Source organism: Sulfuricurvum sp., from assembly GCF_036279695.1.
Lineage (GTDB): Bacteria > Campylobacterota > Campylobacteria > Campylobacterales > Sulfurimonadaceae > Sulfuricurvum.
The window spans coordinates 21,873-33,670 of sequence record NZ_DASUIQ010000069.1; the positions used below are offsets into that span (position 1 = coordinate 21,873).

The 11,798-nt window shown below is 45.5% G+C and carries 17 protein-coding genes; 9 read left to right on the top strand and 8 right to left on the bottom strand.

Annotation, left to right across the window (positions count from 1 at the left end):
- The first annotated feature begins 16 nt into the window (after nucleotides 1-16).
- The 7 genes from VFW36_RS07215 (at nucleotide 17) to VFW36_RS07245 (ending at nucleotide 5,489) form a co-directional block, all read left to right on the top strand.
- A complete protein-coding gene (locus tag VFW36_RS07215; protein ID WP_329658135.1) occupies nucleotides 17-1,006 on the top strand; it encodes a tRNA-dihydrouridine synthase in 990 nt (329 codons plus the stop codon).
- Nucleotides 1,007-1,072: 66 nt separating this feature from the next.
- A complete protein-coding gene (locus VFW36_RS07220; RefSeq protein ID WP_329658136.1) occupies nucleotides 1,073-1,666 on the top strand; it encodes a LemA family protein in 594 nt (197 codons plus the stop codon).
- Nucleotides 1,667-1,669: 3 nt separating this feature from the next.
- Nucleotides 1,670-2,566, top strand: a complete 897-nt coding sequence (locus VFW36_RS07225; protein WP_329658137.1) for a TPM domain-containing protein — start codon at nucleotides 1,670-1,672, stop codon at nucleotides 2,564-2,566.
- On the top strand, nucleotides 2,563-3,189 hold the full coding sequence (locus tag VFW36_RS07230) for a TPM domain-containing protein (protein ID WP_329658138.1): 627 nt from the start codon (nucleotides 2,563-2,565) through the stop codon (nucleotides 3,187-3,189). The genes VFW36_RS07225 and VFW36_RS07230 overlap by 4 nt, the downstream gene beginning before the upstream one ends.
- Nucleotides 3,190-3,192: 3 nt before the next feature.
- Entirely contained in the window at nucleotides 3,193-3,999 is an 807-nt protein-coding gene (locus VFW36_RS07235) for a TPM domain-containing protein (RefSeq protein ID WP_329658139.1), read from the top strand.
- 88 nt (nucleotides 4,000-4,087) lie between these two features.
- Nucleotides 4,088-4,621, top strand: a complete 534-nt coding sequence (locus VFW36_RS07240; protein ID WP_329658140.1) for a hypothetical protein — start codon at nucleotides 4,088-4,090, stop codon at nucleotides 4,619-4,621.
- Between the two features lie 4 nt (nucleotides 4,622-4,625).
- Nucleotides 4,626-5,489 carry an alpha/beta hydrolase gene (locus VFW36_RS07245; protein WP_329658141.1) on the top strand — a complete coding sequence of 288 codons (864 nt, stop codon included), beginning with the start codon at nucleotides 4,626-4,628 and terminating at the stop codon, nucleotides 5,487-5,489.
- Here the strand turns inward: VFW36_RS07245 and VFW36_RS07250 are convergent, their stop codons facing one another.
- Complete coding sequence (locus VFW36_RS07250) at nucleotides 5,490-5,963, bottom strand: peptidylprolyl isomerase (RefSeq protein ID WP_329658142.1); 474 nt, start codon at nucleotides 5,961-5,963, stop codon at nucleotides 5,490-5,492.
- Between the two features lie 130 nt (nucleotides 5,964-6,093).
- Here VFW36_RS07250 and VFW36_RS07255 point away from each other — a divergent pair, with 130 nt between their 5' ends.
- Nucleotides 6,094-6,510 (top strand): TOBE domain-containing protein, encoded by a 417-nt coding sequence (locus VFW36_RS07255; protein WP_329658143.1) that lies wholly within the window; start codon nucleotides 6,094-6,096, stop codon nucleotides 6,508-6,510.
- A gap of 153 nt (nucleotides 6,511-6,663) precedes the next feature.
- Complete coding sequence (locus VFW36_RS07260; RefSeq protein ID WP_329658144.1) at nucleotides 6,664-7,206, top strand: PAS domain-containing protein; 543 nt, start codon at nucleotides 6,664-6,666, stop codon at nucleotides 7,204-7,206.
- Here the strand turns inward: VFW36_RS07260 and VFW36_RS07265 are convergent.
- The 7 genes from VFW36_RS07265 to VFW36_RS07295 all read right to left on the bottom strand — a co-directional run.
- Complete coding sequence (locus tag VFW36_RS07265) at nucleotides 7,203-8,078, bottom strand: ABC transporter ATP-binding protein (RefSeq protein ID WP_329658145.1); 876 nt, start codon at nucleotides 8,076-8,078, stop codon at nucleotides 7,203-7,205. The genes VFW36_RS07260 and VFW36_RS07265 overlap by 4 nt on opposite strands.
- Complete coding sequence (gene modB, locus VFW36_RS07270; RefSeq protein ID WP_329658146.1) at nucleotides 8,075-8,749, bottom strand: molybdate ABC transporter permease subunit; 675 nt, start codon at nucleotides 8,747-8,749, stop codon at nucleotides 8,075-8,077. Before modB ends, VFW36_RS07265 begins: the two co-directional genes overlap by 4 nt.
- Nucleotides 8,739-9,134, bottom strand: coding sequence for a hypothetical protein (locus VFW36_RS07275; protein WP_329658147.1), 396 nt, complete (start codon nucleotides 9,132-9,134; stop codon nucleotides 8,739-8,741). Before VFW36_RS07275 ends, modB begins: the two co-directional genes overlap by 11 nt.
- A gap of 3 nt (nucleotides 9,135-9,137) precedes the next feature.
- Nucleotides 9,138-9,908, bottom strand: coding sequence for a sulfite exporter TauE/SafE family protein (locus VFW36_RS07280; protein ID WP_329658148.1), 771 nt, complete (start codon nucleotides 9,906-9,908; stop codon nucleotides 9,138-9,140).
- Nucleotides 9,905-10,771 carry a ModD protein gene (gene modD / locus VFW36_RS07285; RefSeq protein ID WP_329658149.1) on the bottom strand — a complete coding sequence of 289 codons (867 nt, stop codon included), beginning with the start codon at nucleotides 10,769-10,771 and terminating at the stop codon, nucleotides 9,905-9,907. Before modD ends, VFW36_RS07280 begins: the two co-directional genes overlap by 4 nt.
- The gene (locus VFW36_RS07290) at nucleotides 10,753-11,547 is read right to left on the bottom strand and encodes a class I SAM-dependent methyltransferase (RefSeq protein ID WP_329658150.1); all 795 of its coding nucleotides are present in this window, start codon (nucleotides 11,545-11,547) and stop codon (nucleotides 10,753-10,755) included. The genes modD and VFW36_RS07290 overlap by 19 nt, the downstream gene beginning before the upstream one ends.
- 62 nt (nucleotides 11,548-11,609) lie before the next feature.
- Nucleotides 11,610-11,798, bottom strand: a 189-nt coding sequence (locus VFW36_RS07295) for a hypothetical protein (protein ID WP_329658151.1), incomplete at its 5' end; no start/stop codon positions are given.

Genomic DNA, 11,798 nt, shown 5'->3' on the forward strand with positions numbered 1-11,798 from the left:
TTCCAAGGTATTTTTTATGACTCCCAAACTTAACTTTTCTACCCCCGTTTATGCACTAGCCCCCTTAGCCGGATATACCGATTTGCCGTTTCGCAATGTCGTCAAAAAATTTGGTGCCGATTTAACGGTGAGTGAGATGATCAGCTCCAATGCACTAGCCTACGGATCGCAAAAAACAATTCGTATGTTGGAGAGAAGCCCAAATGAAGATCCTTATTCGGTACAAATAGCCGGAGCGGAAGAGGATATTGTACGACGTGCGGTGGAGGTGCTTAACGGTGTGGATGACATCGATATTATCGATCTTAACTGTGGATGTCCCGTCCCTAAGATCGTTTGCCACGGATCAGGAAGCGCATTGTTAAACGATTTGCCGCGAATGGCTCGCATTATCGAGACGATCAAAAAGACCTCTAACAAATCGACCCTCAGTGTCAAAATCCGTTTGGGATTTGAGTCGAAAAACCATATCGAAATCGCCAAATTGGTCGAATCGTGCGGTGCCGACTTCCTCGCCGTTCACGGGCGTACCCGTGCGGGAAAATTCAAAGCTCCCGTCGATTATGACGCTATCGGTGAGATCAAAGCTTCTATCGGTATCCCTGTGATTGCCAACGGCGATATTGACTCGTTTGAAAAGGCGCAATGGGTGCTAGAACATACGAAAGCGGACGGTGTGATGATCGGTCGCGGTGCGGTAGGGGCGCCGTGGATTTTTCATCAGCTCAAAACGGGCAGTGCTACGGTCGATTTAATGGTTAAACACGCAATCATAATGGAGCATCTAGACGGTATGGTGAGCTGTTACGGTGCACGCGGTGTCGTGACGTTCCGAAAACACGTCCATACTTACTCCAAAGGGTATGAAGGGGCATCGGCGCTACGTGATCTCGTAAACCGTATCGATGATCCAGTTCACTTCCGCGCGGTGGTTGATGAGTTTTTCCTTACCCATCGCCAGATTAGCGAGGGGTTCAAAGCCTCTGATATGAAATGTGAGTGCTGATATAATTTACTAATTTTAAACAAAAAACAGTTACAATTTATCATTATTAATAGTAAAAGGGTGTGCATGAAAGCAATCGGCGGAATTTTAGCGGCAGTCATCATCGGAGCAGTCGTGATGATGTTTGCAGGGCATATGAACAGCGTTCCAACATTGGATGAGTCGGCAAAAGCCTCATGGGCACAGGTACAAAACCAGTATCAACGTCGTGCCGATTTGGTTCCTAATCTTGTCGCAACGGTCAAAGGGTACGCATCACATGAAAAAGAGGTTTTACTCGGTGTGAGCGAAGCGCGTGCGAAAGTGGGACAAATGAACATAACTCCGGCCGTTTTGAATGATCCCAAAGCATTTGCGGCGTTTGAAAAAGCACAAGGGGAACTAACTAGTGCTCTTTCACGACTGATGATGGTAAGTGAGCGTTATCCAGAACTCAAAGCCGATAAAAACTTTATGGCATTGCAGGTGCAGTTGGAAGGGACGGAAAATCGTATCAGTGTTGCCCGTCGTGATTACATCCAAAGTGTCCAAGCCTACAATCTCGAACTTCGTACGGTTCCGGGGCGTTGGGTAGCTGCAATCCTTTATCCCGATGCAACGATCAAAGAGACGTTTAGCGCAGAGCCTCAGAGTCAAAAAGCACCAACCGTAGCGTTCTAATCGATGTTTCGGTTAGCCTTTTTAACCCTAATATTTATAGGGGTTTATGCTTTTGCGGAGCCGAAATTTCCTGAACTCACGGGTCGGGTTGTCGATGAAGCGGGACTGCTTTCCAAAGCACAGGAACAGTCTCTCGCCGATATGTCAGGGACGATTGAACGTGACAGCACCGTACAGGTGGTGGTCGTTACTCTCAAATCACTCGATGGGTATGACATTGCTGAGTATGGCTATCAACTCGCCCGTTATTGGAAAGTGGGGCAGAGAGACGAAGACAACGGAATTTTGATCATGATCGCCCCGAAAGATCGAAAAGTACGGATCGAGATCGGTTATGGATTAGAAGCGTTTATCACCGATGCCGAAGCGTATGAGATGATCCAATCGAAAATGATCCCCCGTTTTAAAGAGAAAGATGTCTATGGCGGGATACGTGATACAATCGATGCCATCGGGACGATTGTATCAAAAGAGTATCAACATGATTACGGTGCCTATAAACCGGTGCGGATGAGTGCATTTTATATTGCGGCAATCGCTTCAATCCCTTTTTTAGTGATGGCATTTTGGGCAGGAAGCTACTTCTTCTCACGACAAGTTAATATTGCTATCAGGGTAATAGCATCAGTTCTAGTTGGAGGATTTGCCGGATTTTTGGTATGGGCGTTTAGTCACATCATGATTATCAGTGGTATTATCGCTTTGATTGTCGCTATCATTGCCTATTATTCGGATCAAAATTCCGATTACGGATCGATTATTATTGATATGGCAGATAGTGGCGGAAATATTGGAAGCGGGGATTCATTCGAAGTATTTAGCGGTGGCGGTGGCGATTTCGGCGGAGCGGGTGCAAGTGCCGACATCGGAAGTGTATTGGACGGATTGGGGAGCTTATGAAACAGTTGAATGAAACGTTAAAAAATCAGATCAAAGAGGCGATCCAAAACGCCGAAAAAAACAGTTCTTGCGAGTTTGTCGCGATCATTACCCAAAAAAGTAGCGATTATGGGATATATGCTTTTTTTGTATCGGCGTTTAGCGCGTTATTGATCCCTCATTTGATGCTGTGGCTCACCGATTGGCTTACATTGGGGGATATTTTTCGCTTACAAATCGTGTTGTTTATCGTATTGTTGATCGTAACACGTTTACCCATCATTGCCAAACGGTTGGTTCCGCATACGGTAATGCGACGGCAAGCAACTCTCGTAGCTCAAGAGAGCTTTCGTAAATTCGGTCTGTATCGTACAACGAAACGACGCGCTATTTTGTTTTTTGTCTCAATTGATGAGGGGTATGTCGAGATACTTACCGACATTGGGATAGACGCGAAAATCTCCTCTGAGAAATGGCAACCGATTTTAGAGAAATTTCGTCATCGTTTGCATACCAAAAGTGTGGGGGAAGGGTACCTTGAAGCGATAGAATCGTGCGGTGAAGTTCTCGCACACGAATTCCCTGCCGAAGAGGGTGATATTGACGAATTGCCGAATGAATTGATCGTTGGACATATTGATTAATACATGTTTCGCTTATTAATATTTATCTATTGCCTCTCACTACAATTGTATGGATCATTCCCTGAATGGTCCGGTCGTGTTATCGATCCGATCAATCATCTGACTTCGAAACAGGAAAAATCTCTATCTGAAATGTCCGGTACAATCGGAGCCAACAGTGATACACAGATCATTATTCTGTTGATCTCCTCATTAGACGGACTATCGGCAGAACAATACGCCAAAGAATTACGTCATTTTTGGGGAATGCCTTATGGTGAAAAAGATCATTCAATTCTTTTGATCGTTGATTCTAATAACTCGCGTGTTTATATGGATGTCGGTCATGCTAATAGAGCTTTTTTAACCGATAATGAGGTAAAAGATATTGTTGAGACAAAGATTACTCCCTATCTTCATAATGGGACGTTATACGATGGATTAATGGGGGCGTTATTGGCAATATCCAAGACGATTGCACGACAATATGTTCCTGCTTATCAGCCAGCACCGGAGGTTGTAGAAGTTACCGAAGAGCCACAGGATAACCACAAAACTATTTTCTGGGTTGTATTAGGCTTTGGAATGATACCGATGGTCTTTTTAGCCATTGGAATTATGAGTGCGAGATTGTCCAATAAAGGAAAGTACAATGTTATGGCATTTGTCTTTTCAATACTTTTTGGTGCTAGATTTTGGGGTAAATTTCAAAACCCTTGGTATGGATTGGTTGTCTTTATTTTGATGTTTGGCAGTTCTTATTTGTACAATCAAAAATTCATAAAAGAGGATGAGCCTTTTGAAGTATTCGGTGAGAAGAGAAATCGATAATCTATACATAATTTATTTAATTTAAACAAAAAAGAGTTACAATCTAATATTATTTATCATCTAAATTAAATAGTATAGGTTAATAAACATGTTTTGGATAGCTGAACTCGGACTTTTTGTTTTTGCATTTTATCGCGGTCGAGGAATGGAAGCATTGGTAGCTTTGCTTATATTTATTGGGGTGATATTTGGCTTGGTTGAGTTTGGATACGACCATAGCACTTTTATCCATATCGCCGATCTATCCTTAATTATTGCTCTAGGTGTATTGAGCCTGTTTCCAAAAATAGATAAATCTAAGCGATGTCCAAAGTGTAATGCCTTGATTACCGAGAGTCGACTCAGTTGCAAAGAGTGCGGTTATTTACTCGACGGGCGGAGTATGATAGAAAAAAGCGGTAACGGTATTTCCGCCAAAACCGTTGTGATGAAAACGATAGATGAATTTGAGATAATTAAACACCAGATAGTCGAAAAATATGCCCCTCTTGGATACACTACACGATCGATTGATAAAGAGGATGCATTGATGCTGAAAAATGAGAAGGTTGAAAACTCTTATATCTTGATCAAAAGAGACGGCTTTGAAGCGATGATAGATCTTTATAATGTGAAAGAGTAATCACATGCGTCTTTTTTTTATCATGGTATTGTTTAGTATGCTGACGTTGGAAGCGGGAATCATCCGTGATATGATCCAAAAACGAGCATCTACCCATCAAGAGGTTAAACAACTCACCGACATCTCTTACGGTTCGGATAAAAAACAGCGTCTCGATGTTTATCTTCCTCAAGCTCCTCAAAATGCTCCTATTATTGTGATGGTGCACGGCGGTGCGTGGAAAATGGGGGACAAAAAATCGGAAAATGTCGTTCAAAATAAAATGAACCGATGGGTTTCTAAAGGGGCAATTTTCGTCTCACTAAACTACCGTTTGGTTCCCAAAGTGACTCCTATGCAACAAGCAGAAGATGTGGCTACGGGACTCTCGTATGTGCAAGCTCATGCACATGAGTGGGGCGGTGATCCGAAAAAGATCCTTCTAATGGGACACTCAGCAGGAGCACATTTGGTCTCTTTGGTCTCTGCCGATCCGCAAAAATACACTCCTCTCGGTCTCAAAGAGTGGTTGGGAACGGTGTCGCTTGATACTGCAACAATGGATTTGGTGCAGACGATGGAGCGAAAGCATTACGATTTTTACGATGATGTGTTCGGCAGTGATAAAAATATCTGGGTGGAGAACTCGCCGTTGTATCAGCTTGAGCGGTCTGCTCCCCCTATGCTACTGGTTTGTTCCAGTGCTCGTGAAGATAAACCGTGTGAGAACTCTAAAACTTTTGTCGCAAAAGGGATAAATATGGGATTGAGAGTCGAAATGAGCGAGCAACCGTTGAGTCACGGAGAGATCAACGATGAACTCGGCAAACCCAACGGCTATACCGAGAGGGTAGAGCAGTTTATACGCTCGTTGGGTGTGGGAATATAATCAATGATGGTGATGAAACTCTAATACCTCTTTGATCTCTTCTGGGGTTGCTTCATGAATATCTAAAACGGTTCCCTCAAAAATGAGATCCATCCCAGCAAGAGGGTGATTGCCATCCAGTGTCGCATGATTTCCCTCAATCTCGGTAACGGTATAGATGATAACATCATCCGAATCCTCTTCAAAATATCCGTCAAGCTCCATTCCGACACTTACCTCGATAGGTAATTCGCTGAGCTCTTCTGTTACAACGAGGGAGGGATCGTAGTTCCCGAACGCTTTATCGGCGCTCAAAGTCACGCTAAATGCTTCACCGATACTTTTTCCTTGTAACGCCTCTTCGACGGTTGGGAAAATATGACCGTAATTGCCGTGGAGATAGACAAGCGACTCTTCCTCTTCATGGAGAAGATTTCCCTCCGTATCGTTGATATGATAATCGATGGTAACGATGCAGTCTTTTGTAATGGTCATGAGAAATCCTTGGCTCTAAATTTAATATTATTAGACGTTATATCTAAAATAGAATAAGCAAAATATTAAGTTTAATTAGGCGATACTTTCAATAACCGCAGACATTCACACTCTATATTAAGGGAATGTCATGAAAACAAGTGCACGCAACGAGATCAAAGGTACGATTACCGAGATCAAAAAAGGTCAAATCAATAGCGAAGTAGTCCTCTCTGTGGGTGGGAATACCGTATTAAAATCGGTCATTACCAATGACTCGGTTGAGGAGATGGGATTGGTAGTGGGTGAGAGCATCTACGCCATCATCAAAGCTCCGTTTGTAATGGTTGCCAAAGACAAACCGACCAATATCAGTACCCGCAATATCATTGAAACCAAAGTGAGTGAAGTGAAAAAAGGGATCGTCAACGGCGAACTCAAACTCTCTATGGGGGATCAAACTTTGACCGCTGTTATCACGGAAGATTCGGTCGAAGATTTGGATTTCAAAGTCGGTGAAACCGTTTACGCCCTCATCAAAGCCAACTTCATTATCCTTGCAAAATAATACGCTCTTTTCGGGCTTTGCCCGAATTGTTCTTTTATTCATTATATCTTTTTTGATTTAGTCCAATAAATGATTAAAAATTGAACACCAATAAGAGTAAATTGACCGTTAATAATTATACAATTTGTTATTAAAATAATCATAGAGGATTATATGGGTAATCAAATCAAAATTGAACCGCATGTCTTGATCGTAAGCCGAACGAATAAACGCGGTATTATCGAGTATGCCAATAGAGATTTTTGTACGGTATCGGGATATAGCATGGAGGAGCTGATGGATCGATCTCACAGTATTGTTCGCCATCCCGATATGCCCGGTGTGATTTTTAAGCTGATGTGGGAACGGCTCCATAACAATCAGGACATTTTTGCCGTTGTCAAAAATTTGACCAAAAACGGCGATTATTATTGGGTAACGACCCATTTCGAGATTCGCAAACACCCCTATGAAAATCGTGTCGTCGGATATGTAGCGCATCGTAGAGGGGCAGATGCCCATTTGGTTACGAAGATTACCCCACTGTATGAAGAACTTTTGGCGATAGAAAAGGCGGAAGGGTTGGCGGCTTCGGAAGCGTATTTTAACGACTATCTCAAAGCAAAAAAAATGACGTACGATGAGTTCATCGAGAAAACCGCCCTCAAAGAGGGCTTGTTAACATCGATGTTCAAAAAATTGATAGGAAGTCATTAAGGGATAGGGATAAGAATCGGGTTGAACGCTTTGGTCGAAATTATAGCATGGGCACCCACCCTAAGTTCTGAAGCCTCATCGGCGCTAGCTACCGTGCGGACGATGGATGAGCCGACGAGTAAGGTGACGATAAAGACGGGGGCATCCTCCTCTATTTTGAGCACCTCGCCGATGAGCTGGAGTTTACCGCTGAGGGTTTGGGGACTAAAGAACTCCATAGGTGAGCAGAGCTTCTCAATACGACCCGATACCACCGACGCGAGGCGGTCTGAGAGTTTGACCGTTTCGGCAATGTCGTGACTCACGAGCAATGTGGTTACCCCCAAGCGGGAGTGAATGAGGGCGAGTTCGTCTTGGAGCTTTTGGCGCATAACGGGATCAAGCGCGGAGAGAGGCTCATCAAGAAGCAATATCTTCGGTCGGCGCACAAGCGCGCGTGCCAAAGCAACCCTCTGTTTTTGTCCCCCTGAGAGGGTAGATGGGAGGCGGTTGGCGAGATTTTCCAACTCTACCATAGCGATGAGCTCATCCACCCCTTGTTTTTGTTCTGCGGTTTCTGCGGCAAAGAGGAGGTTTTCACGGACACTCATCGTCGGAAAAAGGGCGTAGTCTTGGAAGACAAAACCGATACTCCGTTTTTGGGGCGGGAGATTGATACGGCGTTCCGAATCAAACCATACTTCACCGTCCACTTCGATCACTCCGCTGTTTGGTGTTTCGAGTCCTGAGATCATACGCATCAATGTTGTTTTTCCGGCACCGGAGGGACCGAAGAGGGTTAGAAACTCTCCGTTACGGATCTCAATAATAAATTCGGCGTTTAACACTCCATCGGCAGTGTTAAGGGTTTTGGTGACGTTTATAGATATCATCGTAGTCCCTCTAGTGATTTTTTATTCAGAGTGTAGACGATGAGCAAGATTGCAAACGTCACGACAAAGAGGGTGAGGGCGTATTGGTGTGCCATCGCGTAGTTGAGCGATTCCACTTCGTCATAGATGGCGATGGAAGCGACACGGGTTTCGTCAGGGATATTTCCACCGATCATGAGGATTACCCCGAACTCTCCGACCGTATGGGCAAACGCAAGGACGATCCCTGAGATAAGACCGTGACGGATAGTGGGGAGAATAACGCGAACCATGGTCTCAATTTTCGATTTACCGAGGGTATAAGAGGCTTCGAAAATGGAGCGGGGGACTTGGGAGAGGGCGGATTGGATCGGGTGTACCATGAATGGTAGGCTAAAGAGAACCGATCCAACAACAAGCCCTTCGAAACTAAATGCCAGCCGTATCCCGTGAGAGGTTAAAAACTCCCCGATAAACGAAGCGGGGCTAAAGGCGAGGAGGAGATAAAATCCCAGTACCGAGGGGGGCAATACGAGGGGCATACTGACGATGGTCTCAGCAACACTTTTGAAACGGGTTTTGCTAAACGCTAAAAATGCGGCCAATGGGATACCGATAAGGAGTAAGATAACCGTGGTGACGGCAGCCAGCTCAAAGGTCAGCGTCATCGTGGTTAAAAATTCATTTTCCATGGGTTTCCTTTAGGAGTGAAATTTCAGAGGGTTGAACCATCCAGTGTATTTCATCGCCTTCACTTATCGCGAGGGTGTTAAACGTCAGTGTCGGTACCAACGCGATGAGATTCATCTCGTGATAGGTGAGGGTGATTTGAGAGAGGACAATTCCATTTTCGATCTTTTGGACGGTAGCGCGGGCACAATTTGCGCTCGTGGCGGTGACGTTTTTGGAGAGGATTATTTCGGTCTCTTTGAACGCCAAGGTGACATCGGCTCCGATGAGAGCATTCGAGGCTTCGGCGAGGAGGAGGTGAAACGGCTCATTGGCTACGGAAACACTAAGGATGCTGAGGTGCTCTGAAGCAGTTACTGCGGTGATAGTGGCTTTTAGGGTATTCATAAATTATTGCATTCCTTTTTTATAGAGCTTAATGGCGGATAGGGAGAGGATAAAGGCTAAAAAGAGTTGTAAATGTCCGCTGGAGAAGAGTCCAAGCATCGATTTTCCTATCCACGCCCCGAGAACCGATCCTCCTGCCATCGAGGCGATTAGGGAAAGGTTGGGCTTGACGATGGTAAAAGGGGCTCTATTTTTATAGCGATAGACTCCAACCATGATAGTAGGCAAACTGACCATTAGGCTAAGGGTTCCGGCTATTTTAATATCCACACCATAAAGCAGGGAAATGGTCGGGATGATGAGCTCTCCTCCAGCGACACCGAGCATACTGCTAAAGAGCCCGATAATGATCCCTGCACTAAACCCCAGAAGCGTCATAGAGATGAGGTTTAACCGTAATGGATCGAAATGGATTAGGGTTTCTGCAATCATTACAAGCGCTAAAATTCCTAATAGTATCGCAACAATCCGATCGAGTTTCTTTTCATCGATTTTTGATGCCAAAGAAGCACCTATGGAAGCACCGATAAGTGAGCCTGAGAGAAGCGTTAGTACGATAGGTAAATACGGCTCTACAGCACTCCACGATTCCCATCTAAATACCAGTGATGATATAACGGTAACCCATGAGATGATGAGGTTAATCACCACGGCATGAAGGGTCGCAAAATCAAAGATAAAGGTGAGAACGGGGAGGCGAAACTCAGCACCGCCAAGCCCCATCAATCCCCCTAAAATACCGATAAGTGCACCGTAGAAAAATGGTTTTATCATGTCAGCGGTTCTATTCTCACTTTAATATCGGCAGGTTGCGCGCTGTAGGGGGATGAGGTGACGATCATATCGACCCCCGTACCGGCATATTCGGCGATGTTTTTGGCGCTGATTCCCCCCGTGGCGATCAACGTGATATGAGGGTAATCGGCACGGAGGATTTGGACGGCATCGGCGAGTTTAGTGAGGGGGAATTTCTCCAACTGGAGGATGTCTGCTCCGAAGCGGGCAAATTTGAGCGCTTCGGCGATGTCAGAGGCTTCGATGACGATCTTTTTCTCAGGGTTCGCTTTTTTGGTTTGGCTCAGGGCTTCGCTAAACGCTTCCTCGGCAGGGAAGAAAACACGGTGATAATCGAAGATCAGGATCGATTCCGAAAGACCCAAACGGTGCGCTACTCCGCCACCTGATTCGACCGCTTTGATAGAAATTTTTTTCGTAAAGGGGGTGGTTTTACGGGTGGTGGCAACCACTATATCAGGATTGATACTACGAGCCAAGAGTACCGCCTCTCGGGTGTAGGTAGCAATACCGCTCGCGTAGTCGAGGAGGTTTTGGACGCTTTTCCAGATGCGGTGGATATTACCAGCTTCGCCGTGGGCTTCGAGAAAGACACTCTTGGGCGGAACCAAAGTCCCCGATTTTACAAAACCGTCGATCTCCAAACCATAGAGTCCGCACAAGCGCACCGCTTCTTCGGTACAGGAGACCACGAGGGGGCGTTCTCGGGTTGAGAAGGTGATGCGGGCGCGTTGGTCACTGATCCCTAGCGATGCGCTCGTGAGATCGCCGTAAGGGACATCTTCGGCTAGCAGGGCTTCGAGCTCAAAATCGTTTAGGGTGATCATAGCGTCGTTTCCCATCCGATAAATGCCCAGTTGACCATTCGGGGAGGGCGCTTTTGCCCTACAATGACCTCGCGGAAATATTGGCGTGCTTTGCTCTGTTGCTCGTCGTCTAACGTATGGACGCTCCAAATCAGCGATTCGACAAACTCATCTTCCGTATTTGCACGGACGCTTCCCCGTCCTGTTTCGATGTAGTCGATACGGGGGAGATAGCCGTGAGAGTAGAGGATAATCGGGATGTACCAGTAATCGGGTTTGGTTTTGACCTTTTTGCCGATGAAGTCTAGGATATTCATATCGACGAAACTCCCTCCCACTTTGTAGGTGAGATAGCACGCCCTTGTCGCATGAGCCGACATTTTAGCCAGAGCCGCTTCGACATCGGGAACTTCCATCGAGCGGGAGGCTACGACGATGTCGGCTTGCGGAAGAATACTCCAGTCATCTTCCCATCCAATATGATATGTTTTAATATTAGTAACCCCTTCGCGCGCGGCGTAGGCTTTCAGCTCTTCGAGCATTTGGGCGGAGAAGTCGATGGCGATCACCTCTTTGACCCGTTTTGCCAACGGGATCGCGAGGGTTCCCGGTCCGCATCCGATGTCGAGAACCACTTCGTCTCCTGTGATATTCATACGAGAGATGAAATCCTCCACATAGGGGCTATTGATAACGGACGCCGCCATATCGGCTGATTTTTCATCCCAATCACTGCTCGTTTTTCCTTTGAAATCGGTGGTGGCTTTGTGCTCACGGTACATGGCGGAAAAATTGATCGCTTCTAAAAACATGGTCACTCCTAAGTTGTTATTATTATACTGAAATATCGGGGAGATCGACTCCACAGCGGTGATTAAAATTTGTAACGAATATTACCGAAGACACTGCGTCCCGCTTCAGGATAGCCGTAGTTGTAGTAAAAGTTTCGATCGAATACATTGTTGATACCCAAATCGAATGAGACCGCTTTGGTAGCTCTCAAGGTCGCTTTGGTATTCCACACCGAGACACATCCTGTTGAACTATAGAGATTTTTCGTATT